Annotated in this window: 20 protein-coding genes; 12 read left to right on the forward strand and 8 right to left on the reverse strand. The window is 70.2% G+C overall.

Annotation, left to right across the window (positions count from 1 at the left end):
- Positions 1 to 25: 25 nt before the first annotated feature.
- Genes EDD93_RS20120 through EDD93_RS20155 form a run of 8 tightly spaced genes read right to left on the reverse strand, consistent with a single transcriptional unit; the run spans position 26 to position 6,985 of the window.
- Entirely contained in the window at positions 26 to 790 is a 765-nt protein-coding gene (locus EDD93_RS20120; RefSeq protein ID WP_123526462.1) for a thioesterase II family protein, read from the reverse strand.
- Positions 787 to 2,073, reverse strand: a complete 1,287-nt coding sequence (locus tag EDD93_RS20125; protein ID WP_123526463.1) for a cytochrome P450 — start codon at positions 2,071 to 2,073, stop codon at positions 787 to 789. The genes EDD93_RS20120 and EDD93_RS20125 overlap by 4 nt, the downstream gene beginning before the upstream one ends.
- Before the next feature lies 1 nt (position 2,074).
- Positions 2,075 to 2,323 carry a phosphopantetheine-binding protein gene (locus EDD93_RS20130; RefSeq protein ID WP_123526464.1) on the reverse strand — a complete coding sequence of 83 codons (249 nt, stop codon included), beginning with the start codon at positions 2,321 to 2,323 and terminating at the stop codon, positions 2,075 to 2,077.
- On the reverse strand, positions 2,316 to 3,299 hold the full coding sequence (locus EDD93_RS20135) for a transketolase family protein (RefSeq protein WP_123526465.1): 984 nt from the start codon (positions 3,297 to 3,299) through the stop codon (positions 2,316 to 2,318). Before EDD93_RS20135 ends, EDD93_RS20130 begins: the two co-directional genes overlap by 8 nt.
- Positions 3,296 to 4,078 (reverse strand): transketolase, encoded by a 783-nt coding sequence (locus tag EDD93_RS20140; RefSeq protein ID WP_123526466.1) that lies wholly within the window; start codon positions 4,076 to 4,078, stop codon positions 3,296 to 3,298. The genes EDD93_RS20135 and EDD93_RS20140 overlap by 4 nt, the downstream gene beginning before the upstream one ends.
- Positions 4,075 to 5,376 (reverse strand): DegT/DnrJ/EryC1/StrS aminotransferase family protein, encoded by a 1,302-nt coding sequence (locus EDD93_RS20145; protein ID WP_123526467.1) that lies wholly within the window; start codon positions 5,374 to 5,376, stop codon positions 4,075 to 4,077. The genes EDD93_RS20140 and EDD93_RS20145 overlap by 4 nt, the downstream gene beginning before the upstream one ends.
- Positions 5,376 to 6,509 carry a BtrH N-terminal domain-containing protein gene (locus EDD93_RS20150; protein WP_123526468.1) on the reverse strand — a complete coding sequence of 378 codons (1,134 nt, stop codon included), beginning with the start codon at positions 6,507 to 6,509 and terminating at the stop codon, positions 5,376 to 5,378. Before EDD93_RS20150 ends, EDD93_RS20145 begins: the two co-directional genes overlap by 1 nt.
- The gene (locus tag EDD93_RS20155; RefSeq protein WP_260255794.1) at positions 6,401 to 6,985 is read right to left on the reverse strand and encodes a hypothetical protein; all 585 of its coding nucleotides are present in this window, start codon (positions 6,983 to 6,985) and stop codon (positions 6,401 to 6,403) included. Before EDD93_RS20155 ends, EDD93_RS20150 begins: the two co-directional genes overlap by 109 nt.
- Positions 6,986 to 7,174: 189 nt before the next feature.
- On the opposite strand from EDD93_RS20155, the gene lysW reads away from it, so the two are divergent.
- From lysW to EDD93_RS20215, 12 genes are all read left to right on the forward strand, one after another.
- A complete protein-coding gene (gene lysW, locus EDD93_RS20160) occupies positions 7,175 to 7,351 on the forward strand; it encodes a lysine biosynthesis protein LysW (RefSeq protein ID WP_123526469.1) in 177 nt (58 codons plus the stop codon).
- A 72-nt stretch (positions 7,352 to 7,423) separates the two neighbouring features.
- Positions 7,424 to 8,251, forward strand: coding sequence for a RimK family alpha-L-glutamate ligase (locus EDD93_RS20165; protein ID WP_221217323.1), 828 nt, complete (start codon positions 7,424 to 7,426; stop codon positions 8,249 to 8,251).
- The gene (argC, locus tag EDD93_RS20170; protein WP_123526471.1) at positions 8,248 to 9,228 is read left to right on the forward strand and encodes an N-acetyl-gamma-glutamyl-phosphate reductase; all 981 of its coding nucleotides are present in this window, start codon (positions 8,248 to 8,250) and stop codon (positions 9,226 to 9,228) included. Before EDD93_RS20165 ends, argC begins: the two co-directional genes overlap by 4 nt.
- 13 nt (positions 9,229 to 9,241) lie before the next feature.
- The gene (locus tag EDD93_RS20175; protein ID WP_123526472.1) at positions 9,242 to 10,063 is read left to right on the forward strand and encodes a [LysW]-aminoadipate kinase; all 822 of its coding nucleotides are present in this window, start codon (positions 9,242 to 9,244) and stop codon (positions 10,061 to 10,063) included.
- Complete coding sequence (locus tag EDD93_RS20180) at positions 10,060 to 11,160, forward strand: M20/M25/M40 family metallo-hydrolase (protein WP_260255795.1); 1,101 nt, start codon at positions 10,060 to 10,062, stop codon at positions 11,158 to 11,160. The genes EDD93_RS20175 and EDD93_RS20180 overlap by 4 nt, the downstream gene beginning before the upstream one ends.
- Before the next feature lie 10 nt (positions 11,161 to 11,170).
- Positions 11,171 to 11,989: an SDR family oxidoreductase gene (locus tag EDD93_RS20185; RefSeq protein WP_123526473.1), complete on the forward strand. Its 819-nt coding sequence runs from the start codon at positions 11,171 to 11,173 to the stop codon at positions 11,987 to 11,989.
- A gap of 35 nt (positions 11,990 to 12,024) precedes the next feature.
- A complete protein-coding gene (locus EDD93_RS20190; RefSeq protein ID WP_123526474.1) occupies positions 12,025 to 15,432 on the forward strand; it encodes a non-ribosomal peptide synthetase in 3,408 nt (1,135 codons plus the stop codon).
- The gene (locus EDD93_RS20195) at positions 15,429 to 17,258 is read left to right on the forward strand and encodes a non-ribosomal peptide synthetase (RefSeq protein ID WP_221217324.1); all 1,830 of its coding nucleotides are present in this window, start codon (positions 15,429 to 15,431) and stop codon (positions 17,256 to 17,258) included. Before EDD93_RS20190 ends, EDD93_RS20195 begins: the two co-directional genes overlap by 4 nt.
- Before the next feature lie 69 nt (positions 17,259 to 17,327).
- Positions 17,328 to 17,552: an MbtH family NRPS accessory protein gene (locus EDD93_RS20200; RefSeq protein WP_123526476.1), complete on the forward strand. Its 225-nt coding sequence runs from the start codon at positions 17,328 to 17,330 to the stop codon at positions 17,550 to 17,552.
- A 95-nt stretch (positions 17,553 to 17,647) separates the two neighbouring features.
- Positions 17,648 to 22,966 (forward strand): type I polyketide synthase, encoded by a 5,319-nt coding sequence (locus EDD93_RS20205; protein ID WP_260255796.1) that lies wholly within the window; start codon positions 17,648 to 17,650, stop codon positions 22,964 to 22,966.
- 73 nt (positions 22,967 to 23,039) lie between these two features.
- Entirely contained in the window at positions 23,040 to 24,251 is a 1,212-nt protein-coding gene (locus EDD93_RS20210; protein ID WP_123526478.1) for a cytochrome P450, read from the forward strand.
- Positions 24,252 to 24,264: 13 nt separating this feature from the next.
- Entirely contained in the window at positions 24,265 to 25,302 is a 1,038-nt protein-coding gene (locus tag EDD93_RS20215; protein ID WP_260255797.1) for an acetylserotonin O-methyltransferase, read from the forward strand.
- The last annotated feature ends 110 nt before the right edge of the window (positions 25,303 to 25,412 follow it).

Below are 25,412 nucleotides of genomic sequence, written 5' to 3' on the forward strand. Positions count from 1 at the left end.
CCGGGGCGCGGCACACCCGTAACGGTCAGACCTTGAGGGCTTGTTGGATCGTCACCGCGACCTCGGCCCGGTGATCGGTGAGGAAGAAGTGTCCGCCCGGCCGGACGAACAGCTCGAACCGCTCCGAGGTCATCTCACCCCAGCCGCGCATCTCCTCGGCCCGCACGTCGGGGTCCGCGTCGCCGCACCAGGCGAGAACGGGGCAGCTCAGGGCCTGGCCCGGCGTGTACCCGTACCGTTCGATGAGAGCGAAGTCGGCACGCATCATCGGGATCAGCACGTCGAGCAGCTCCTCGTGGGCCAGGATCTCCTCCGAGGCGGCCCCGTAGTCGCGGAGCACCCGCACGAACTCGGCTCTCGGCAGCGTCGACACGAGGCTCTCGGGGCGGCCGATGGGCGGGGCGGGACGCCCGCTGACGAACAGGAATTCCGCCGGACTGCCCAGCCGGTCAAGACGTCTGGCCACTTCGAAGGCGATGATCGCCCCCATGCTGTGCCCGAACAGCAGGGGCCGGGTCGGTGCACGCGCGATCACTGCCGCGATCTCGTCGGCAAGCCCCGCCATGTCGGTGGGACCGGGTTCCGCCATCCGGGGGCCCCGGCCGGGGAGCTGGACGGGAACGAGTTCGACCGCGTCGTGGAAGCGCTCGGCCCAGGGTGCGTAATAGCCTGCCGTCCCTCCCGCGAAGGGGAAGCAGTACAGGCTCGCGGATGCGCCGCGGATCCGGAACCGGTCGTCGAACCAGGACGCGGCCCTGAACGCGGCCGGGGGGCGTGGCGAGCCGGTCATCCGGCGGCCCCCGAGAGAGTGCGTTCGGTGACGCCGGCCCTCGGGGTGAGCCGCACCGGCATGTTCTTGTAGCCCGCCACCAGGTTCGATGCCAGATGGGTCACCTCGCCGGCCGGCTCGACCCGCTCCACCAGGTTCATCAGCTCGTCCAGGAAGACGCGCAGGCCGAGCGTGGCCAGACCCGCGCCGATGCAGTAGTGCGGCCCGACCCCGAAGGCGACGTGCTTGTTCGGCTGCCGCTTCACGTCGAACTCGTACGGCCGGTCGAAGACCCGCTCGTCACGGTTGGCCGAGCCCAGCCACACGCTCACCGGCTCGCCCTCCCGCAGCGTCCTGCCGTGCAGCTGGACATCGCGCAGCGCGTAGCGCATGAAGTGGCTCGCGGGGGACGACCAGCGCAGGGCCTCCTGCACGCAGGGCCGCCGAAGGCTCTCGTCGTCACGGACCTCGCGGAACTGCCCCGGGTGCTCGGCCATCATGGCCACCAGCGTCGACGTGACGTGCGGGGTCGTGACGTTCGCACCCAGGAGGAGGGCGTAGCAGTTGAGGACGAGCTGCTGCTCGGTCAGCGGGGACCCGTCGACATCCATCGCGCGCAGGATGCTCAGCAGATCCTGGCCGTGCGCGCCGGAATGCCGCCGGCGCCGGACTTCGCTCAGGAAGAAGTCGAACAGCTCATGGTGTGCCTGGCGGAGCGTGGCCCTGGAGTCGCCGACCGAGTAGTCGGGATCGTCATAGGCGATCGTCATCGCCGTCAGCTCGGACATGCGGCGCCAGTTCTCCTGCGGCAGACCCATGAGCGTTCCGGTGAAGGCCATGGGGAACAGCAGCGCGGCCTGCGCCATGTCGAACACTCCGCCGTCGAGCGCCGGGCGCAGCAGGTCGCGGACGATCGCGCGTATCGGCTCCTCCTGTGCGGCGACGGCCCGGGGGGTCAGGGCCCGGTTCACCGGTTCCCGCAGCATCCGGTGCCGGGGCGGATCGGTGTCGGGCATCATCTCGTCGGAGGCGAAGTCGGGCATGCTCAGATCGATGATGCACAGCATGGTCCCGCGCCGGGACGTGAACGACTCGTAGTCGCGCAGGACCATCGACACGTCCTCGTGCCGGGTCAGCACCCAGAACGCCTCGCGTCCGTCGGCCGGGTCACAGTAGTAGGCGGGGTCGTGCTCCCGCAGCTGAGCCCAGAGCGCGTGCGGATCGGCGGCCGCGTAGTAGGTGGAATCGAGCAGATCGGCGTCCTTGAACTCGGCAGGGCCGAAGGGAGGTCGGGAAAGCCGCATGTCATGCTCCTTCGCCGGTGCCCGCGAGCCGGGCATTCACCTCGTGGGCGAGCTCGGAAACGACCGTGGCCCGGTAGAAGACCCCGGGCGTGAGCCGCGCGCCGAATTCCTTGTCGATGGCCTCCAGCAGCGCGATCGCCGACAGCGAGGTGCCGCCGAGCGTGAAGAAGTCGTCGCTGTCACGGACGTCCTCGATCTTCAGTACACGTCCGTAGATCTCGGCGATCTTCGTCCTAGTGGGATCAGGCATCAGGCGTCCACCCCTCGGCTTCAGGTTTTCCGATGACACGTAACGCGGCCGCGCCGATCGCCGCCGCACTGACGCCGGCTTCCTCCAGAGCCTCTCGGTGTCCTTGCACGACGGTCCCCACGCGGCCGCGTACGGCGACCCGCAGATGCGGCACGGGACAGTGCTCGCCGAGCGTCTCCGCGACGGCGTCCCCCAGCCCGCCGCGGGGGCGGTGCTCCTCCACCGTCACCAGCCCGGCGGTTGCCCTCGCGGCGTGCACCACCGTCCCGGTGTCCAGCGGCGAGAGTGTGTGCACCTGCACCACGCGGCAGCGCACCCCGTCGGCCAGGAGCGCGTCCGCAGCCTGGAGGGCCATCAGTACGGGCAGCGGCCCCATGGCCATCAGCGTGACACTGCCGCCCGGCCGCAGGGTCACCATGCGCCCGAGCTCGAAGCGGGGGACGACGTCGTGCACCGCGGGAGTGGCCGAGCGTCCGAGGCGCAAGTAGGAGGGTCCGGGCAGGGAGTGCAGGGAACGCAGCGCCGCACCGATCTCCTCGGCGTCCGCGGGAACCACGACGGTCAGATCCATCAGCGCCCTGGCGACGGCCAGGTCCTCGAGTCCGTAGTGGGTGGTTCCGAAGTGCGTCGCGGAGAGGCCCGCGTGCGTCGCGACGATGCGTACGGGCAGCTCGTTGCCGACGATGTCGACCTTGAGCTGCTCGGCGGCCCGCATCGTCGCGAACGTGGCCATGGTGTGGACGTAGGGCAGGTATCCGCGGGAGGCCAGTCCGGCGGCGATGCCGAACATGTTTGCCTCCGCGATCCCCACATTGACGTATCGCCCGGGGAACCGGGCGCCGAAGGTCTTCTCCAGGCCTCCGGTGTCCGAGTCGAGGCAGATGACGCGTTCATCGGTGCCGGCCAGCTCGATCAGCGCCCTGCGGTATGCGAGCCGGGGGGACTCCGGCTCCCTCCTGTCCGGTGCGGCCGTCATGAGGGATTCCGCGCTTCCAGGCTCGCGTACGCGCGTTTGAGCAACTCCGGCCGCAGTGTCACGTAGTGGCTCGCCGTCTTCCCCTGCAGGAAGGACACCCCTCGCCCCTTCAGCGTCCGCGCGATCACCGCGACGGGACGCTCGCCGGGACGGCGCAGCGCCGTGCGCAGGGCGTCCACATCGTGTCCGTCGACCGTCCGCGTCTCCCAGCCGAATGCCTCGAACCTCGGAGCGAGGGGCTCAAGGCCCACGCAGTCCTCGGTGGACCCGGTGATCTGGAGACGGTTGCGGTCGATGACCGCGACGAGGCCGTTCAACCGCTGGTGCCCGGCGAACATCGCCGCCTCCCAGACCGTCCCCTCCTGCAACTCGCCGTCACCGAGCAGCAGATAGACGCGGCCGGAGCCGCCGGAGAACCGCTCGGCCAGGGCCAGTCCCGAGGCCAGGCTCAGTCCGTGTCCGAGTGAGCCGGTGGGGAACTCGACACCGGGAAGCCCGCGGGGCGGATGCCCGAAGAGCCGGCTTCCCGGTGTCGCGTATCGGGTCAGCTCCTCCGGGTCGAGCAGTCCGGTGGCGGCGAGAGCGGCGTAGAGCGCGGGTGCGGCATGGCCCTTGCTGAGGATGAAGGCGTCCCGCTCGCCCAGGACTTCGCCGTACAGCACGGCGAGGATGTCCGCGCAGGAGAGGCTGCCGCCCAGGTGCGCGCCCTGCGGACCCGCGGCCATTCCCACGATGTCGCGACGCAGCCGGTGGGCGAGTTCCACGAGGTGGCGTGTCATCGGGCACCGTCCGGGAAGTGCCGGCGCCAGTCGTCGCCGGTCTGCGCCCGAGCGATGTCGCGGACCAGGCCGAGGTGCTCCCAGGCCTTCTCGAAACCCCGCGCGTACAGGGGGAGTACGTCCGCGGCCGCCGGATTGAGGTGGCGCCGCTGCAGACAGAGCGAGCCGTCGATGACCCGGCAGGACGACGGGAACCGGTCGGCGATGTCCTCGTACGACAGGCCGGCGGGGCGGAAGGCCGGGTGCGCGGGCAGCGGAGCCACCTGGTACTGGGAGACAGGCACCCCTTCGGCCCTGAGTACGCGGTGCAGGGCCCGGCGGACCGAGGCGGGCGCGATGCCCGCCATGTCCATCTCCTCGGGCACGAGCAGGAGCCGGATGATGTGCCAGGCGTGCGAGCGGTCCTCGGGTACCTGGGGAACCCGGAGTCCGGGCAGCGCCGCGAGCCTGCCGAGCAGGGCGGTGACTGCCAGGTCCCGGTCCTTCGAGTAGGCCGGAAGACGAGTCAGCTGCGAACGCGTGAAGGCTGCTTGTACCGGCCCGAGCCGGGCGTTGCCGCCCGCACGGTGCGCGATGTAGGTCCGGGTGCCGGCCGGTGCGCGCTCGCCGAAGTTCCGCAGCGCGAGCGCGGCCTCGTGCAGCGGACCGGAGTCGGTGGTGATCAGTCCGCCTTCCCCGCAGGTCGGCAGGTTCTTGCTCGGGTGGAGGCTGAAGCCACCGAGCAGGCCGAGCGCTCCGGTTCTCCGGCCCCGGTAGGTGGCGCCGTGCGCCTGCGCGGCGTCCTCGACGACTGCCAGCCCGCCGGCCCCGGCCGTGGAGGCCAGCTCGTCCATGTCGGCCGGCAGACCGTGCAGATGGACGGGCAGGAGCGCCGCGGTCCGCTCTGTCAGCACCTCGGACGCCCGCTTCGGATCCAGCGTGTAGGTGTCGGGATCGATGTCGGCGAACACCGGTGTGGCGTTGCACTGCACCACCGCGTGGGCGGTCGCGTTCATGGTCAGCGCGGGGACGACGACCTCGTCGCCGGGGCCGATGCCGAGCGCGCCGAGCGCGACCCGCAGGGCCGCGGTTCCCGAGCTGACGGCCACGCAGTGGGCCACTCCGACGTGTTCGGCCCATTCCCGCTCCAGCGCCGGGACCTCGCTCTCCCCGGCCGCTGTCGCCGTCAGCCGGCCACCGCGCAGCACGCGGGACACGGCCTGCTCGTCCCCGGGCGTGACGACCGGCCAGAGCGTCGCGGCCGACGTGGTGCCGGAGGGGACGGCCGGTGTTCCCCCGAGCATGGCGAGCTTGCCCATCAGGTCTCCTCCGGCTTGTCTTCCCAGTGCGTGAGTACGTCCTCGAGGCGCTGGAGGCACTGTTCCCAGTGCACCAGCAGCCGCCGTCCCAGGGCTGCCACCCGGTGCTCGGCGGGGAAGTCCGCGACGGCTCCGTGTGCCGCGCCGACGCGCAGCCCCGTCCAGCTGTGCGCCACCAGGTCGACCCACCGGGCGGCCTCCACGAGGTCGGGCCGCTCGAAGTGCAGCCCCGCCCGGGTGAGAAAGGTGCTGTGCAGGCTCGCTTCGGCCTGGGCCGGCCAGCCGAGGACGTAGATCTCCTGGAGGGCCCGCACGCCCTCGCGACGGATCCGTCCGGGCAGTTCGTCGAGCAGGCGCACGAGGACGGCCGGGCCCCCGGCCGCGGCGGCGTCGCGCATCGAGGCCACGTTGTCCGTCAGTACCTCGCGCAGCCAGGGCAGCGAGGGCAGGGGCTGCGGCCCGGTGGTGCGCACCTCCAGCCAGCGCCAGGACGGTGAACTGCCCGCGAAGAACGGGTCGCTCGTGTCATCGACCGCCAGGCGGTGGCGTGCCTCGTCGAGGACGGAGCGTGGGAGGTCTCCGCGGTGGGCGGGCGGCATGGGGTCGGCGATCCGGTAGACGTCCCGCTCCGGGTCGTACGCCGTGACCACGATGAGGTGGGCCGCGTGGACGTCGTGGTAGGCGGGCCGGAAGGGCAGGTGGTAGTTGTTCACCGCGACCACGGGCGGAACGCCGCGCGCGAGGGAGGCGACCACGTCGTGGTGGGCAGCGGCGGCGTCGCGAGGACTGTGCCAGCGGAGCGATACCGGATGGTGCAGGCAAAAATACTCTTCGACGCGGTCGCCGGCCGGATGGAAGTATTCCACGGATTCGACCGGGCCCGTCGGTGCGCAAAAACGCCAGCCGGCGCCGAGCGCCTGGACAGGATCCCACCCCGCCCGCTCGAGTACGTAACCGATATCTGTCTGCAGACAACTGCTCAGATCGTCGTACCAGGAAACAAAAGAGCCCCCTGCCGGGGCGGTCACCGAACGGTCTCCATGGTGAGGGCGAATATATGCAGGGCCGGGTTGTCGGGCAGCCGGAGCGCCCGTACCGGCTCTCTTCGCGTCACGGGTATCCGAACTGCCCATAATTGCCCGGAGAGGTTGCCCTGGCGATGGTGCGGATAGTGCATCGAGGGTGATGTCGCCGCGAGGGATTCACCGAAGTGCGCCCGCGCCGGCCAGAAATCGGAGACCCTGATCCATTCAGGGTCGACGGCGCCGGAGGAATAATGGATGTGGACGGTCTCCTCGCAGCGCCGCTCTGCGGCCGTCAATAGATGGAGCCAGTCCGCTTTGCTCTCGGGAAGCTTTAGATACTGGGCGTCGCAGCGGATGTTGTCCGGCTCGGAGTCGACTTCGTTGAAGGTTTCGAAGGGGACCCCATCCACCGAGAGACGGCCGGAAGGGATGGTTTCGAATTGCAAACTGTTCCCCCAAACGTTTAGCCGGCCGTCGCCCAGGTTCTGCATCGCGGTAAGGGCGACGTTGTTGAGATGCGGTGCCAGATCGACCGCTGCCATGGTGTGGACACGTGACGTCTCTACGGGCAGAAAGTGGCTCACTCCTTGACCCTCATCAATTCATGTGGGGTACCTGGGACAGCGCCTGCACTGGGGCTGGATGCTAGGCGACGCACTCAGACCGAAGCAAGCCTTAATATTCTCATGGCCTACTCTTGACTGCCCTGTGATGCCAGTGTTCTACTTCCGCTGGATGTCAGGATCCGCGCTCCTGGGGAGGGGAAAGTCTCAATGGCTGGGTCAGTCAGTGAATGCCCTGAGTGTCACGCGACTATTACTGCCGACGCGGACGTGATGATCGCGGAGATCATTGACTGCGTGGATTGTTCCGCAGGACTCGAGGTGGTGTCCGCGGACCCGCTCATCCTCGCTCTGGCTCCCGAGGCCGAAGAGGACTGGGGAGAATAACCGGCGGTCCGGGCGGCCTGGCAGGTTCGAATGACGGGGGACGGGGGGCGAGTGCTGTCGTCGTATCCAGTAGTGCTGATTGCCACGCGTATCCGTACTGAGGAACGCATGTTGCTCGAAGCGTTCCGGCGCAGGGCGGTGCCCTGCGTACATGTGGACGACCGCTCTCTGGTCTACCGGGTGGGTGGACCGCCGCCCAAATGGCGTGCTGTTCTCAACCGTGCTATTTCAGCGACCAGAAGGCTCGAAGTAAGCAGACTGTACGAGGCGTTGGGCATCTCGGTGTTCAACTCGCTTGCAACAATGACTTGTTGTAGCAGCAAGATAGCCGGTTCCCTCGCGCTGCACCATGCCGGACTGCCGGCCCCCGCGACCGCGATCGCTCTCGATGCCGCCGCCGGCGGTGCGGCGGTCGCCGAAGTCGGGTTCCCCGCAGTGCTCAAGCCCGTCGTCGGTTCCTGGGGGAGAGGCCTTGCCAAGGTCAATGACACCGATGCGGCCGAGGCCGTCATCGGCCTGCGGGACCAGATGCCCTCGCCGGTGCAGAAACTCGTCTACGCCCAGGAGTTCGTGCGCGGACGCGACATCAGGGTGCTGGTCGTCGGTGGCCGGGCGGTCGCCGCGATCGAACGGGCCGGCGAGCACTGGGTGCGCAACACCGCCCGGGGCGGGCAGCCGCGGGCCTGCGTGCTGGACCCCGGGCTCACCGAGCTCGCAGAACGCGCCGCGGAGGCGGTGGGGGGCGGCATCCTCGGCGTCGACCTCCTCGAGACGGACCAGGGGGACCGGTTCGTGATCGAAGTCAACGGCGGGGTGGAGTTCCACGGTCTCGCGGCCGCGCATCCAGGGATCCCGGTCGCCGACGTGATGATCGACTACGTATTGGGCGGGACTTCATGAAGGTTTCGGTCATAGGCGCATCCGGCTATGTCGGTGGCGAACTCGTGCGGCTGGCTCTGGGGCACCCGGAGCTCGATCTCGTCCAGGTGACGTCACGACGCCACGCGGGCGGCGTGCTGGGAGCCGTGCACCCCAACCTCCGGCACCACACGGACATCACTTTCACGGAGCCCGGCCGCCTCGAAACGGTCGATGTCCTCTTCGCCTCCTTGCCCAAGGGTGAGTCCCTGTCCCTGCACTCCCAGTTATCGCGGGCCGCGCCCCTGCTCGTGGACCTGGGGCAGGATTTCAGGGACCCGGGAAGGAGCACGGAAGCGCCCTTCGTGCCGGGACTCCCGGAGCTGTACAGGGCCGATCTGGTCGGCGCGGACCGGATCAGTGTCCCCGGCTGCATGGCGACGGCGGCCACCCTGGCCATCAAGCCCCTGGCGGAGGCGGGGCTGGTGGCGGGAGACGTCATCGTCGACGCCCGCACGGGATCCAGCGGCGCGGGAGCGGCACCGGGGGCGGCGACCCACCACGCGGAGAGACAGCACGCCTTGCGTGTGTACGGGGCGGCCGGACACCGGCACGAACGGGAGATCAGCCGGATGTGCGGGGTCCGGGCGCGGATGACCGTGACCGCCGTGCCCCTCGTCAGGGGCGTTCAGATCATCGCGCACGTACGACCGCCCCGGCCGGTGTCGCGCGCCGAGATCTGGCAGACGTACCGCCGGTGCTACGACGGCGAACCGTTCGTCCGGCTCGTGGCCCGGCGGGCGGGACTGCACCGGCTGCCGGAGCCGCAGTTCCTGACCGGGAGCAACTTCACGGACATCGGCTTCGACGTCGATGACGACGGTGAGCGCGTCGTCGTCGTCGCGGCGCTGGACAATCTCGTCAAGGGCGCCGCCGGGGGAGCTGTCCAGAGCATGAACGTCGCGGCGGGAATCCCCGAACGCACCGGAGTGGACTTTCCCGGATTGCACCCGGTGTAGGCCGGTGGAATCCATGGACGGCGTACTGGTGGTGAAGCTCGGCGGGGGCCTGGACCCCGGCCGGGCGCTCGACAACGTCGCGGCTCTGCGCGGCGCGGGTACCGATGTGGTCCTCGTACACGGCGGCGGAGCCGAAGCCGACCTGCTCGCCGGGCAGTTGGGACATCCCGTGCAGACCATCGAGGCAGCCGACGGCACCCGCAGCAGACGAACGGACGACACGGCGCTCGACGTCCTGGCCATGGCGCTCCTCGGCCGGGTCAAACCCGCACTCGTCGGCGGCCTGCGGGCGCGAGGCGTGATCGCGGCCGGACTGTGCGGCGCGGACGGCGCGCTGCTGACGGCCGAACGCAAGACGGCGATCAGGAGCCGGGAGAACGGCAGGGTCCGGCTGATCCGCGACGACAGGGCGGGCCGTGTCACACACGTCGCCCCGGCCATCCTGCGCGCCCTGCTCGCCGGCGGCCTCGTCCCCGTGGTGTCCCCGCCGGCGGCCGACGAAGGGGGGCGACTGCTCAACGTGGACGCCGACCAGGTCGCGGCGGCCATCGCCACGGCACTGGGCGCCCACGCGCTCGTCCTCCTCACCGATGTCCCCGGAGTACTGAGCGACCCGCCGGACCCCGCGTCGCTCATCGCCCGGCTCGACTGCTCCGGCCCCGGACCGGCCGCCGTGAGCGGCCGGATGCGGCACAAGGTGCGCGCCGCGGTCCGGGCCCGGCTGGCCGGCGTCCGGCACGTGGCCATCGGCCACGGCGGCATCGACGGGCCGGTGGACGCGGCACTCAACGGCGTGGGCACCGTCGTCGTGGGAACACAGCAGGTGGGCACGTGACTCCTCCGGCCGAGCACCTCACATGGCTCCTCAGATCGATGCTGTCCATCCCGTCCGTCTCCGGGCACGAGGGCCGGCTGGCCGCCTTCCTCGCCGAGCAGATGGAACACCTCGGGATGGACACCCACATCGACGCGGCCGGAAACGTGCACGGCGCCGCGGGACCCGTCGGTGCGCCGACGGTGCTGCTGCTCGGGCACATCGACACGGTCCCGGGGGCCGTCCCCGTCTGCCGTGTGGGAGACCTGCTCTACGGCCGGGGCGCGGTCGACGCGAAGGGGCCGATGGCCGCCCTGATCACGGCCGCGGCTCGGGCGACGAACGTACGCGCGGTGGTGGTCGGCGCCGTGGGGGAGGAGGTGCCGGGCTCCCGTGGCGCCCGGCACCTGCTGCGCACGCTGGCACCGCCCGACGCGGTGGTGATCGGCGAGCCGAGCGGCTGGGACGGCGTCTGCCTGGGGTACAAGGGCAGGGTCGGAGTGGAGTACGAGGTCACCAGGCCGCCCCTGCACACCAGCAGCCCGGAGCCCACAGCCGTCGAGGCCGCCGTCGCCTTCTGCTCACTCGCGAAGGACTACCTGCGGGCCCAGTACGGGTCGGCGGACTCCATCGCGTTCGACGCCGCGTCGGGAACCGTGGTGAGCCTGCGCGGGGACCTGAGCCGTGCCGAGGCGTTACTCACCTGCCGGGTGCCCCTCGGATTCGACTTCGACGCGTTCGAGCGGCATCTGCGCCGGCACAGCGACGGCACGGTGGAGTTCGACGAGAGGGTCGCCGCGGTGCGCCGGCCGAGAAGCGATCCGGTGGCGCGGGCGATGCGCGCGGCCATCATGCTGCAGGGTGGCGACCCCGTCCTGAAACTGAAGGCCGGCACCTCGGACATGAACGTGGCCGACCGCTGGGGGGTGCCGATGGTCGCCTACGGGCCGGGCGACGCCCATCTGGACCACACGAGCGACGAGCACATCGTGCTGCCGGAGCTGCACCGGTCGGTCGCCGTTCTCGACACGGCACTCTCCCGGCTGGCCACGCTGCTGAAGAAGCGGGCGGCGGATGCCACCCGGCCGAGAGAAGTGCTTTCCAGCGGTACGGGATGAGGGGAAGACGATGCGCGTCGAAGGACAGATCGCGATGATCACGGGCGCGGCCCGCGCTCTGGGGCGCTCCCATGCCTTTGCCTTCGCCCGCGAGGGCGCCGATCTCCTGCTGGCCGACCGGTGCGAGGAGGACGGACCCTACCGGCTCTCGAGCCGCAAGGAACTGGAGGAGACGGCGGCCGAATGCCGCCGTCTCGGCAGCAGGGTCCTGACGGCGGTCGCGGACGTCCGGAGCCAGGAGGCGGTGGACGCGGCGGTGGCGGCGGGGCTCGACGGGTTCGGCCGGATCGACATCCTCGTCAACAACGCCGGTCTGCTCGCCCCCGGAGGGGTTCGTTCGCACGAACTGAGCGAGCAGGACTGGAACACGGTCATCGACGTCAACCTCAACGGGACGTGGCGCTGCTGCCGTGCCGTGCTGCCGGGGATGGTCGCGCAGGGCTCCGGCGTGATCGTGAACACGGCTTCGGTCGGCGGCCTCGTCGCGTACGAGATGTACTCCAGCTACGTCGCCTCCAAGCACGCGGTCGTGGGCCTCACCAAGGCGCTGGCCCTGGAGTACGGCCGCTCCGGAATCCGGGTGAACGCGGTGTGCCCGAGCACGGTGGCCGCCGACGACAGCCTGGGCACCACGAGTACGGCGGCGGTGGCCCAGGCCATGGGGGCCACCTTGGCCGACTACGAGCGCGGCTCCTCCTCGTATCACGCGATCGGCCGTCTGGTGACCGCGCAGGAGGTGTCGGCGGCCTGCCTCTGGCTCGCCTGCTCCGAGTCAGCAGGCACCACGGGCACCGCGATGGCCGTGGACGGCGGCTTCACCGCGCGCTGAGGCACGGACCGCAATCCGGGAGAGGGAGCAGCGAAGTGACTGAGCAAGGAGAAGGGGCCGGCCGGCCCGACCCGCTCGAGCAGCGGCTCGCGGCGCTGGCGCCCGCACAGCGGGACCTGGTGCTGCGGATCATGGAACGGAACCCGGACGCGGCGGCCCGTGTCCGGCGACGCCCGCCGGCCCTCACCGAGATATCCGCGTCCTTCGAGCAGGAGCGGCTGTGGTTCATGAGCGAACTGCTCGCGCACGGGGAGATCTTCCACGTGCCGACGGCGCTCAGGGTCGACGGCCGGCTGCACGTCGAAGCACTGCGCAGGGCCCTCTCCCGGCTGACCGCACGTCATGAAGCCCTTCGCACGGTGTTCGTGGCGGGCGACGACGGCCCCCGGCAGGTCGTCCTCGAGAGCGTCGACATCCCCCTCGTGGTGCACGGCCGGGGGACCGGGCCGGACCCGGTGGGCGAGGCCCGCACGAGGGCCGCGCGGGCGATCTCGGAGGCGTTCGACCTGAGCACGGGACCACTGCTGCGCTGCGAGCTGTACGAGCTGGGCGAGGACGAGCACCTGTTCGTGATAGTCCAGCACCACATCGTCTCCGACTACTGGTCGCTCGGGATCCTGCTGAGCGAGCTCGGAAGCCTCTACGCCGCCGAGCTCGGCGGACCTCTGGAGCTCGAACCGCTCGATCTCCAGTACCCCGACTTCGCCCACTGGCAGCGCGAGACCCTCGACCGCAAGGCCCTGGAAGGGCAGCTCGACTTCTGGCGAGAGGCCCTGGACGGCATCCCCGGGGCACTGGACCTGCCGACCGACCGGCCACGCCCGGCGATCAGGACGAGCCAGGGCAGATTCCATCGCGTCGAGTTCGCCCCGCCCCTCGTCGCTGCCATGCGGCGGCTCGCCCAGGAGAACTCCACCACCCTCCATGTGGCCTTCCTGTCCCTCTACTTCGGCTTCCTCACCCGGTTGACCAGGCACGAGGAACTGGTCGTCGGTGTACCGGTCGCGGGCCGCACCAGGCCCGAACTGCAGAACATGCTCGGCTACTTCCTGAACTGGCTGGCGATCCGGGTCGATGTGAGCGGCCGGCCCTCCCTGCGACAACTCGTCAGGCGCACCCGGGATGCCTTCAACGCGGCGCTCGCCCACCAGGACGTGCCCTTCGACATGCTGGTGCGCGAGCTTCAGCCGGCCCGGGTGCCCGGGATCACGCCGGTCTTCCAGACCTCATTCAGCCTGCGGGACGCCGCCCCGAAGCCTCCGGACCTGCCCGGCCTCGACGTGAGCTTCGCCGACCTCGACGGCGGTGCGACGCACTTCGACCTGATGGCCGAGCTGTGGTGCGAGGACGACCGCGTCGTCGGCTATCTCCCGTACGACGACGAGCTGTTCGACGAGTCGACGGTGGCCTCCTACGCCCGGTGGATGACCGCCCTCCTGAGCGCGGGCACCGCGGAGCCCGACCGGCCGCTCTGCGACGTGCCGCTGATCACCCCGGCCGAACACGCGGAGCTCGTCGGCGCTCCCGCTGCCGACTTCCGCGACATCGCCACAACGCTGCACGGACGATTCCGCGAGCGCGCCGCGCGCGAGCCGGACGCGACAGCGGTCTGCGACGAACGGTGCACGCTGTCGTACGCCGAGCTCGCCCGGCGCGCCGATCGCCTGGCGCACGTACTGCTCGGCCGGGGGGCCGGTCCGGGGACGACGGTAGGGCTCATGGTCGAGCGGAGCGTCGACCTGCCCACCGCCGTGCTGGCCGTCCTCAAGTGCGGCGCGGCCTATCTCTCCATCGACCCGGACAGCCCGGCCGACCGGACCGCCGGCCAGTTCGCGGACTGCGCCGTCACGGTCGTGATCGCCTCACCGGGTCTCGCCGGCCGGCTGCCGCCGGGGCCGGAGCATGTCGTCCCGCTCGACTGGGACGCACCCGCATTGCTGGACGGGTCCGACGAGGTGGTCGAGGCCGTGGTGGCGCCCCAGTCCCCGGCCTACGTCATCTACACCTCGGGTTCGACGGGCTCCCCCAAGGGCGTGGTGGTCTCGCACGCCAATGTGCTGCGGCTGTTCACCGCGGGCGACCGGGTCTTCGGCCTGGGCAGCGACGACGTGTGGACGCTGTTCCACTCCACCGCCTTCGACTTCTCCGTGTGGGAGCTGTGGGGAGCACTCCTGTACGGCGGTCGTCTCGTCGTGGTCCCGTACTGGGTGACCAGGGCACCGGACGCCTTCCTGGAACTACTCGAACGCGAAGGGGTGACGGTCCTCAGCCAGACCCCGTCCGCCTTCCTCCAGACGGCCGAGGTGGCCCTCGCCAGAAAACCCCGTCTCGCCCTGCGCTACGTGGTGTTCGGGGGCGAGGCGCTGAACTTCGGCGCACTGGCCGACTGGTTCGAGGCCTTCGGAGAGCAGGGCCCCGAGCTGGTGAACATGTACGGGATCACCGAGACGACGGTGCACGTGACGTTCCGGCGGGTCGTCCGCGCCGACACCGCGGAGACGGGCTCCCTGATCGGGGAACCGCTCGCGGACCTGTCCCTCTATGTGCTCGATGCCGAACTGCGGCCCGTGCCGCCCGGGATACCCGGCGAGATCTTCGTCGGTGGTGGCGGGGTGGCCCAGCGCTACCAGGGCGACCCCGCGCTGACGGCGCTGCGCATGCTCCCGGACCCGTACAGCGCCCTGCCCGGCGCGCGCATGTACCGGACGGGGGACCTCGCCCTGCGCAGGCGGGACGGTGAGCTGGTCTACCGGGGGCGGGCCGACCAGCAGTACAAGATCCGCGGACACCGGGTGGAGCTCGGGGAGGTCCAGACCGCTCTGCTCGGGCTCGACGAAGTGGCCCGGGGCGCGGCGTTCGTCGCCGAGGACCGGGTCGCCGGCCTGGCCCTCCACGCCTGCGTGGTGCCGGCCACGGAGCCGGCCCCGACCCCGACACAGATTCGGCGCAGGCTGCTGCGGATCCTTCCCGACTGGATGGTTCCTACAGTCGTCCTGGTGCTGGACGAGCTCCCGCTCACGCGCAACGGAAAGCTGGACCAGCGAGCGCTGGTGGCACTGCGGCGCGAAGAGGCCCGGCGGAGCGAACCCTCGACACCGCCCAGCGGGGAGGTCGCCGAGGCCCTGGCGGCCGTCTGGGAAGAGATGCTCGGCGTCAGCGGCATCGGCGGCGAGGCCAACTTCTTCGAGCTCGGCGGGCACTCCCTCATGGTCGTGCAGCTCGTGTCGAGGATTCACGTCGCGTTCGGGAGGGAGATTCCGATGGAGACCCTGTTCCTGAAGCCTGAACTGCAGGCGATGGCCGACGCCGTCGAAGAGCTCGCGATCTCGGAGAAAACCGGCCTCGCGGTGGAGAGCGAGGACTGGATCGACGGACTCTCCGAGGCCGAACTCGACGCCATGCTCGCCGCGGTGGCGGAGAGCCCACACGAGGGGGACCTTTGAGCACGAAGCCGATGACCACCGTGGTGGGAGTGGTGGAGCACCACGCGAGGACGAGACCCGACGCGCTCGCGATCGAGCACGGCGGCGCCCGGGTCACCTACGCCGAGCTGAACGAGCGGGCGAATCAGCTGGCGAGGATCCTGCTGGCCAACGGAGTACGGCGGCAGGAAGTGGTCGGCGTTCACCTCGTGCGGTCCATCGAATGGGTCGTCTCGATGCTGGCCACCCTGAAGCTGGGCGCCATCTGTATGTCGCTCGACCCGAAAGCGCCCTCGGAGCGGACGGCGCGCGCGATCGCCCTCGCCGGACCACCGGTCGTCCTGACGAGCGCGAGCCGGTCCGCCGAGCTGTCACCGGGGGCGGCCCGGGTGCTCGTGGTGGAGGCGCTGCGGACGGCGCCGGGCACGGACGGCGGTGATCTCGGCATCGAGGTCGAGCCGGCCGACCTGGCGTTCGCCATGCACACCTCGGGCTCCGCGGGCAAGGTGAAGATCGTTCTGGCGCAGCACAGCTGGCTGACCCACGGGGTGTCCCATGGCGTCGCCGTCAACCGCACCGGTCCGGCCGACCGCGGGTCCTGGCTCGCGCCGGCCGGTGCGGGGATCGCCGTCCACGAGGTGTGCATGCTGCTGTGGGCGGGGGCCGGTATCCACATCGCGGAGCCGGAGGTGGTGGCTTCCCCGCCCGCCCTGCGCGAGTGGCTGCTCGCCCACGGGATCACCCAGACCTTCGTCATCACTCCGGTGGGCGAGCAGCTGCAGTCGCTCGACTGGCCGGCGGACTGTTCCCTGCGGCTGATGACCCTCGGCGGGGACAAGCTGAACCGCTGGGCACCGGCGGGCCTTCCGTTCGAAGTCGCCGTGTCCTACGGCTCCCTCGAGGCATTCCAGATCGCCAACTCGCTGCACCCATGGGAGTCGCGGTGTACGCCCGCCACGGCGACATCCGCCGACCGCGCCGCCGCGCCACCCGTGGGCCGGCCGCTGCCCGGGGTGCGCGTGCACCTCCTCGAAGAGGATCTGACTCCGGTGGCCGAGGGGACGATGGGGGAGGTGTGGGTCGACTCGCCCGCTCTCGCGCTCGGATACCTGGCGGATCCGGCGCTGACGGCGGACAAGTTCCGCCCGAACCCCTTCGGCACCCCGGGCAGCCGGCTCTACCGCTCCGGAGACGCGGGACGGCTGCGGGCCGACGGAGTGCTGGAGCACCGGGGGCGCATCGACGACGTGGTCAAGATCCGCGGGCACCGGGTCGAAGTGGGCGAAGTGGAATGGGCGCTGGGCCGTCACCCGGACGTGGCCCAGGTGTGCGTGGTCGGGGTGCGGGACGAGGGGCAGAGCCAGCTGGTCGCCTGCCTGGTCACCCGGGGGCCGGTCACGCCCGGCGAACTGCGCTCCCACGCGGTGCGGTACCTGCAGGAGTTCATGGTGCCCGTCGCCTACGTGCTCCTCGACCGCCTTCCCGTGAACACCTCCAACAAGACCGACCGGCTCTCACTGCCACCGGCGGACTGGCGGAAGTGGCGGCCCGCGCAGCCGTACCGCCGGCCGCAGGGCGAGATTCCCCGGGGGCTCGCCGGGCTGTACTCGGAATTGCTCGCCGTGGACAGGGTGGGAGCGGACGACAACTTCTTCGAGCTCGGAGGTGACTCACTGCTCGCGGCCCGTCTCCAGAGCCGGATCGACGGCCTTTTCGGAGTGAAGGTCGCGCTGCGGGAGCTGATGTCTGCCGGAACGCTGGAGGAACTGGCCGGCCATGTGGAGCTGCGGCGCGCCGGCGCATCTGACTCCGACACACTTCCGCCGATTGTGCGGAGGGGCCGGTGAAAGAGATGGCCCGGAATTCCTGTCGTGGACAACGTTCTTGAGTAGTGTTTTCTGTCAGGAGGAAGAAGAATGAGCAACGTGGAGCGCGACTATCACGTCGTCGTCAATGCGGAGCAGCAGTATTCGATCTGGCTGGCGGATCGAGACATTCCGGCCGGCTGGTCGGAGGCGGGCTTCAGCGGGCCCAAGGACGCCTGTCTGGAGCATATTTCGGAGGTATGGACCGATATGCGCCCGCTGAGCCTGCGCGCCAGGACCGAGGCGCGAGAGGTTTCCCGCGAGACGTCGCCGTGAATTCGGTCTGACGTGGTGATTCTTGTGCGCTGAAAAGCCGTGCCGCTTGTTGTGTGGATCGGCCGACCCCGGGACCCGAGGTAAGTGGAGGAATTGTGGGCGAGCAGCAAGTTCCTGAAACTGACGAAGCCGTTGCCATCATCGGAATGAGTTGTCGTTTCGCGCCCGACCTTGACTCGCCCGCAAAGCTGTGGGCGACCCTTGTCGAGGGCCGCAGTGCGGTGAGTGAAATGCCCGACAAGCGCTGGGAGCCGTACGCCGCACAGAGCCCTGAGGCGACCGCGATCCTGCGGAGGACCACCCGGAAGGGAATGTTCCTCGATGACATCGAGGGATTCGACGCCGAATTCTTCAAAATCACCCCGCGCGAGGCGGAGTACCTCGATCCGCAGCAGCGCATCCTGCTGGAGATGGCCTGGGAGGCGCTGGAGGACTCCGGCCTGCAGCCCCTGGCCCTGAGCGGTTCCGAATCATCGGTGTTCATGTCGGCCAACTCCAACGACTACGGCCGCCGGCTGCTGGAGGACCTGCCCAGATCGGGTGCGTGGGCGGTCAACGGCACGACCTTCTACGGCATAGCGAACCGGATCTCCTACTTCCTGGACATCAACGGCCCCAGCATGGCCGTCGACACCGCGTGCGCCGGATCGCTGACCTCGCTGCACCTGGCCTGCCAGAGCCTGCGGCTCGGCGAGACGCCCGTGGCCATCGTGGGCGGCATCAACATCATGGCGAGCCCCGCCCTGAACGTCGCCCTCGACGCGGCGGGTGCGACCTCGCCCGACGGGCGGAGCAAGGCCTTCGACAAGGCGGCCGACGGCTACGGACGCGGCGAGGGCGCCGGCGTCATGGTGCTCAAGAGGCTCGCGGACGCCCGCCGGGACGGGGATCCGGTGCGTGCGCTGATCATGGGCAGCGGCGTGTTCCAGGACGGCAGGTCCGACGGCATGATGGCACCGAGTGCCGACGCCCAGGAGCACATGCTCCGTCAGGTGTACGGCCGGGCCGGCATCGCCCCCGCCTCCGTCGGATACGTGGAGGCCCACGGCACCGGAACCCCGGTCGGTGATCTCGCGGAAGTACGCGCCCTCGCCCGGGTCTTCGGTGCCGGACGGCCGGCGGACGGCCCCTGCATGCTGGGCAGTCTCAAGCCCAACATCGGTCATGTCGAGGCCGCTTCGGGAATCGCCGGCGCCATCAAGGCCGTACTCGCGATGGAGCACGGCGAGCTTCCCCCGAGCCTGCACACCGAAGCCGGCCCCGACCTCGAACTCGACCGCGGCGGTCTGCGCCTGGTCAAGGAGACGACGCCCTGGCCGCCCGGCGAGCAGCCCCGCCGGGCAGGCGTGTCGAGCTACGGCGTCGGCGGAACGATCGCCCACCTGATCCTGCAGGAGCCCCCGGCGCCGGAAGCGGCCCCGGTTCCCGCCGCCGAGGCCTTCCCGGCGGGCACGCGCCGGCTGTTCCCCCTCTCGTCGATGTCCGAGGCCGGACTGCGCTCCCTCGCCGGGGCGACGGCCGGCCGGCTGCGCGAGAACCCCGGTGTGTCTCTGGACTCCGTCGCGCACACCCTGGCCCACCGTCGCTCGCACCTGGAGACGAGGGCGGCTCTGGTGGCCGGCTCGGCCGCTGAACTCCTCACCGGGCTGGAGACCCTGGCCGCCGGGGAGCGGACCCCCGAGCTGATCACCGGACGCGCCAAGCCCGCACGGGGCCCGGGGGCGGTATGGGTCTTCTCGGGGCACGGGGCGCAGTGGACCGGGATGGGCCAGGAACTCCTGCGCGAAGACCCCGTCTTCGCCCGGTCCATCGACGCCCTGGCGGAGATCTTCGACGAGGAGATGGGCTGGACCCCTCGCGAGGTCATCGGCAACGGAGGGCCGTGGACCGTGTCCGTGGTCCAGGCGATGACCTTCGCCATGCAGATCGGCCTCGCGCAGACGTGGCGCGCCAAGGGCGTGACGCCGAGCGCGGTCATCGGGCATTCCGTCGGAGAGATCGCGGCCGCGGTGACCGCGGGCGCGCTCGACGTGGAGGACGCCGCCAGATTCGCCTGCCGCCGCGCCGCGGCACTGCAACGTGTCGCAGGGCTCGGCGGGATGGCACTGGTCGGGGAGTCGCTGGCCGATGTGGAGCGCCACCTCGCGGGCTGGGACGACATCGTCGCCGCGATTTCGGCGAGCCCGCGGTCGACCGTCGTCTCGGGAGACCGCGCCGCGGTCGAGAACCTCGTCGCCGAGTGGGGCTCCGCGGGAATCCAGGTCAGACGGGTCGACACGGACGTGGCGTTCCACAGCCCGCACGTCGACGCGGTCCTCGACGAGGTCACGGCCGCAGCCCGGCAGCTGACCGCGAAGGAGCCGCAGATCACCTTGTACAGCAGCGCGCTCGCCGACCCTCGTTCCCGCGAGGCGCGAGACGGGGAGTACTGGCGCACGAACCTGCGTGCTCCGGTCAGGTTCACCCAGGCCGTGCGGGCGGCCCTCGACGACGGTGAGCACACCTTCCTGGAGATCTCCTCGCACCCGGTGGTCGCGCACTCCATCACCGAGACCGCCGAGGACGCCGGGGCCGAGGACATCCGCGTAGCCGTCTCCCTGCGGCGCGACGTACCGGAAACGGGCCAGCTCCTGCGCAACCTCGCCGAACTGCACTGCAACGGCGTGCACATCGGGTGGCAGGACCACAAGGGCACACTGGTGGCGCTGCCCACGACTCAATGGCAGCACCGCCCGTACTGGATCTTCCCCGCGACGACGGGCGAGAGCCATGGCCGCGGACACGACCCGGACAGCCACACGCTCCTCGGCGGCCGTATGACCGTCGCCGGCGCCCCGGCCCAGCAGGTCTGGCAGACACACCTGGACATGGACAGCCGCCCCTACGCGCAGAGCCACAAGGTCGTCGGCGTCGAGACGGTACCTGCCTCGGTCGTCCTCAACACCTTCGTGACGGCGGCGACGCACGGCGAATCGGTTCCGGGACTGAAGGACATCGTCTTCCGCACGCCTCTGGCGGCCCTGCCCCCCCGGGTGGTGCAGGTCGTACTCGACCAGAACCAGGCGCGCCTGGCGAGCTGCATCCAGCGGGACGCCGGCGACTCGACGGCCACCCAGGAGCTGGAGTGGCTGACGCACACCACCGCGACGGTCGACAGGACGGCGGTGGCCGGCACGCGGCCGATGGAGGACGTCCAGGCCATCAGGGACCGGTGCCCGGAGGAGTGGACCTGGACCCGGGTCGACACCATGTTCAGGAACATGGGGGTCGAGGGATACACCTTCCCGTGGGTGGTCACGGAACTGCGCCGCAACGAGGTCGAGCAGCTGGCCACGGTGATCATCGATCACGAGCCCAAGCTCCACCCGAGCAGCTGGACCGCGGTCATCGACGGCGCCCTCACGGTCAGCGGAGTGCTGGTGACCAACGAGGACGCGAGGACCCTGCGCACGTCCTCGCACATCGAGGCGATGGTCTTCCGCGGCCCGCCGCCCGGCCGGGTCACGGTGCACACCACGCGTTCGGCGACCGATCCCGACACCACCATCGACGTGCTGGTGGCCGACGAGAGCGGCCAGGTGGTGTGCGAGGTGACCGGGCTGCGCTACACGATCGTGCAGGACCGGCCGGGCGGCATCATGGCGCCGAGCGAGCTCGTGCACGAGCTCGACTGGCGGTCCGTCGAGCTCGAGGCCGGAGCCGCTCCGGGGCAACTGGTGCTGCTGGGCGACGACTCCGTCACCGGGGCGCTCGCCGGCCATCTGGGCCGTTCCGGCGTCCGGTGCGTCCGCCTCGAATCAGCCGCCGACCTCGCGAAGCTGCCGCTCGACGAGCCGGGCGTGCTGCTGGTGGCGCCGAGGCCGCAGAACACCGGTGAATCATCCGAGGCCGCCGCGGAGCGCAACGCCTGGACGCTGATCGACGCGGTGCAGTCGCTGAGCCGCCGCCTTGCCGAGCGGGCGGACCCCACCGCCGAATCACCGCTGAAACTCTGGTGCCTGACCCAGGGCGTACGCGACGCGGAACACGAGTCGGCCCTCGCCCACGCACCCCTCTGGGGGGTCTCCCGGATCACCGCGGGCGAGCGCCCCGACCTGTGGGGCGGGGTCGTCGATGTCGGGACGGAGCTCGCCGCCTTCGACAGCGACACCTCGGACCGCCTGCTCAGCGTCCTGTCCGCCTTCCCGGGCAGCGAGGATGTCATCTCGCTGACCAAGGAGGGCGCTTCGGTGGCGCGCCTGACCCGGATCGACCGTGCGGCCGGTCCCGGCGGAGTGCAGTGCCGGCTCGACGGTACGTACCTGATCACCGGCGGCGTCGGAGCGCTCGGCCTCGAGGTGGCCCGTCATCTGGTGGACCGGGGCGCCCGCCGTCTCGTCCTCGTCAGCAGGCGCGGACTGCCGCCGCGGGCCCAGTGGGCCGGGATCCAGGACAGCGCGATCCGGCGCCGGACCGATGCCGTCCTGGCCCTTGAGGCACTGGGAGTGACGGTCCGGGTGCTCGCACTGGACATCTCGGACGCCGACAAGTCCGCGGCGGCACTCGACCCCTCGGCGCTCGGGCTGCCGCCCATCCGCGGTGTGGTGCACGCCGCCGGTGTGGTGGCCGACGCCCTGGTCGACAACGTCGACCCCGACGGACTGCGTCATGCGATGGCACCGAAGATGCGCGGCGCGATGGTCCTGCACCGGATGTTCCCGCCGGGAACGCTCGACTTCTTCGCGCTGTTCTCCTCGTGCGGGCAGCTCGCACGGCTGACCGGCCAGGCGAGTTACGCGGCGGGCAACTCGTTCCTCGACGGACTTGCCGCGTACCGCAACGCCGGCGGATTCACGGAGACGACCAGTCTCGCGTGGACCTCCTGGCGTGGAGCGGGCATGGCGGAGACCACCGCCGGCACGACGACCATCGAGGCGGAGTCACGCGGGCTGGGCAGCATCTCCATGACCGAGGCGTTCCGCGCCTGGTCGTTCAGCGACCGCTTCCACAGCCCGTACTACGTGGTCATGCGCGTGCTGCCGGAGCGGCGGCTGCCGGTGTTCAGCGAGCTGACGAGCGTCATGGAGACCGATCACGCGGGTGAGCCGGCCGGCAGCGTCACCGACTGGCTGGAGCTGTCGGAGGAGGAGCTGCGGGACCGGGTGGCGCAGGACGTCAACGAACAGGTGGCCGCCGAGCTCAACCTGCCGGCCGCGGACATCGACCCGAACCGTCCGCTCGTCGACCTCGGCGTCGACTCGGTCCTCACCGTGGGGCTGCGCGTGAGGCTGAACCGCAGGTTCGGAATCGATCTGCCGCCGACGATCCTGTGGAGCAATCCGACGGTGGCGGCCCTGGCCGATTTCCTGGTCGACGACCTGCGGGGCCAGGCAGCGGCCGAGGAAACGGACCCCGAGGTCCCGGTGGCGGGGTGAGCCCCTCGGGCGCGCAGGCCGAGGGACCTGACTCCTGAGCAACGGAAGAAGCGGAAGAAACCCCGGAGGAGCAATGGCGACAGCGCGACAGGATCTCATCACCCGGCTCGTGCGGAACTTCGACTGGCACGACCCCGAGTACACACCCGACGTGGCGCAGGATGTCAACCGCGAAGTGCGCGAGCAGGCGGCTGTGACGTACACCGAGGCGCACGGTGGGCTGTGGATCCTGTCGCGCCACGCCGACATCAAAGCGGCACTCAAGGACCACCGAACCTTCAGTTCGGGGTCCGGGGTCTTCTACCCCAGGGCCGCCGGGATGCCGAAGTTCTCCCCGATCGAATTCGACCCGCCCGAGCACGGAGAGCTTCGCGCCCTCATGGCGCCGCCCCTGCACAACGAGGAGGTACGGCGCCTCGAACCGCGGATCCGGACCCTTGCCACAGAGCTCATCGGACCGATCGCGGAGCGCGGGTACGGGGATTTCTCCGCCGAGCTGGCGAATCCGTTCGCGATCGGGGTGCTCGCCCTGACCATCGGCCTCTCGGAGCCGGCGCAGCTCAAGGTGCGCGAACTCACGAGCAATCTGTGGAAACACCTCTCCAAGGACAGCCAGGCGGACAGCTTCTGGCCGGAGTTCCGCGAACTGCTCGCCGACGAGGTACGCAACGCCCGCGCGCACCCGGGGGACTTCTACATATCCCGGCTGGCCAACACGGAGATCGACGGGAAGCCGATCTCCGACGAGCGGCTGCACTCCGTCATCGTGTCGTTGTGCATAGCGGGACACCAGACCACCCTGAACACGCTCAGCCGCATGCTGTGGCACCTCGCGGGCAACCCCGGTCTCCAGCAGCGGCTCAGGGAGGAACCCGAGCTCATGTCGGTCGCGGGCGACGAGACGATGCGCCGGTGGTGCCCGACCGACCGTTTCACCCGCTTCACGACGCGTGAGGTGACGATCGACGGTACGACCATTCCCAGCGGCTCCAGGGTCGTCCTGCTGCTCGACGCGGCCAACCGGGACCCGGCGAAGTATCCGGAGCCCGAGGACTTCTCGCTCGATCGCGGAAACTCGCACCAGCATCTCAGCTTCGGATTCGGTATCCATCACTGCCTCGGAGCGGCTCTGGCCAGGATGGAGTTCAGGACGGTGCTGGGCGAACTGGCGCAGCACCCCGTATACCACCTCACGGAAGAACCGGGCCGCCACTTCGAGAACGGGCGTCACATCGTTTTTGACAGCGTGCCGATTCGATTCGCAGAAAGGCCGATACATGGATAGCCGGAGCGGTGACGTGCCGGAACCCGAAGCCCCCGCCCTTGACGGGCTGCTGAGGATCGCCGGCGGAATGTGGGCCTCGCAGACCCTGTGCGGGGCCGTCGACCTCGGCCTGTTCGGCTTCCTGTCGGCGGAGAAGGGGGCCTCGGCGGCGGAGGTGGCGGAGGGGCTCGGTATCGCGGGCCGGCCGTCCGAGATCCTCCTGACCGCGTGTGCCGCGCTCGGACTGCTGGTGCGGGACGATGCGCCGGGAGCAGATGCGCGATACGTCAATACGCCGACGGCCGAGGAGTACCTGGTGCGTGGCGGGCCCCGCTATTTCGGCGACTACATCGACATGCTGAGGAGCCACACCACGCCCGGCTGGCTGCGTGTCACCGAGGCCATCCGGTCCGACAGTCCGAGCCGGTGGGACCCGGATCAGCAGGAAAGGATCTTCGACGCCGGCAACCGGGCGAGCACCTTCTGGGACGGCCTCCGTCCGCTGTCCTCGATGACCGCCGGTGTACTGGCGGACGCGGTCGATTTCAGCACGGCACCCAGGCTCCTCGATGTCGGCGGGGGCGGCGGTGCCTTCGTGATAGAGCTGTGCCGGCGATACCCCCACCTGGCCGCCACGGTGTACGACCTGCCGCACGTGTGCGCGTACACCGCTGGGAAAATAGCTGACGCCGGGCTCTCCGCCAGGATCGGTACGCACCCGGGTGACTTCTTCGAGGACCCCGAGCTGCCGACGGGGCATGACACCATTCTGCTGTCGATGATCATGCATGACTGGGGCGAGGCGCGTAACCGGGAACTCCTCGCCAAGTGCTATCGCGCACTGCCCGGCGGCGGCCGGCTCGTGATCAGCGAACTGCTCGTCAACGACGAGAAGACGGGACCGCTCGACGCGGCGCTCATGAGCATGAACATGCTGGTCGGGACGTGGGGCCGCAATTACACAGCGGCGGAGTACAGCGAGTGGCTGCGTGCCGCGGGATTCGACGAAGTACATACGGTTCGCTTCTCCGCCCCGGGGGCGAACGGCGCGGTACTCGCACGAAAGCCCTGACCGGGAGGTGTTCCCGGTACGGGACTCAGGTACGGCCTGGCCGATCGGCGCATGCCTTCCACTCCCCGCATACTGCGTCACGGCCGCACTCGTTTCCCTCGAATGGGTGA

Origin of the sequence: Streptomyces sp. 840.1 (assembly GCF_003751445.1) — a bacterium.
GTDB lineage: Bacteria > Actinomycetota > Actinomycetes > Streptomycetales > Streptomycetaceae > Streptomyces.

Coding starts and splice junctions, on each gene's coding strand:
- EDD93_RS20120 (WP_123526462.1), bottom strand. CDS start 790: ATGACCGGCTCGCCACGCCCCCCGGCCGCGTTCAGGGCCGCGTCCTGG.
- EDD93_RS20125 (WP_123526463.1), bottom strand. CDS start 2,073: ATGCGGCTTTCCCGACCTCCCTTCGGCCCTGCCGAGTTCAAGGACGCC.
- EDD93_RS20130 (WP_123526464.1), bottom strand. CDS start 2,323: ATGCCTGATCCCACTAGGACGAAGATCGCCGAGATCTACGGACGTGTA.
- EDD93_RS20135 (WP_123526465.1), bottom strand. CDS start 3,299: ATGACGGCCGCACCGGACAGGAGGGAGCCGGAGTCCCCCCGGCTCGCA.
- EDD93_RS20140 (WP_123526466.1), bottom strand. CDS start 4,078: ATGACACGCCACCTCGTGGAACTCGCCCACCGGCTGCGTCGCGACATC.
- EDD93_RS20145 (WP_123526467.1), bottom strand. CDS start 5,376: ATGGGCAAGCTCGCCATGCTCGGGGGAACACCGGCCGTCCCCTCCGGC.
- EDD93_RS20150 (WP_123526468.1), bottom strand. CDS start 6,509: ATGGGCAGTTCGGATACCCGTGACGCGAAGAGAGCCGGTACGGGCGCT.
- lysW (WP_123526469.1), top strand. CDS start 7,175: ATGGCTGGGTCAGTCAGTGAATGCCCTGAGTGTCACGCGACTATTACT.
- argC (WP_123526471.1), top strand. CDS start 8,248: ATGAAGGTTTCGGTCATAGGCGCATCCGGCTATGTCGGTGGCGAACTC.
- EDD93_RS20175 (WP_123526472.1), top strand. CDS start 9,242: ATGGACGGCGTACTGGTGGTGAAGCTCGGCGGGGGCCTGGACCCCGGC.
- EDD93_RS20185 (WP_123526473.1), top strand. CDS start 11,171: ATGCGCGTCGAAGGACAGATCGCGATGATCACGGGCGCGGCCCGCGCT.
- EDD93_RS20200 (WP_123526476.1), top strand. CDS start 17,328: ATGAGCAACGTGGAGCGCGACTATCACGTCGTCGTCAATGCGGAGCAG.
- EDD93_RS20210 (WP_123526478.1), top strand. CDS start 23,040: ATGGCGACAGCGCGACAGGATCTCATCACCCGGCTCGTGCGGAACTTC.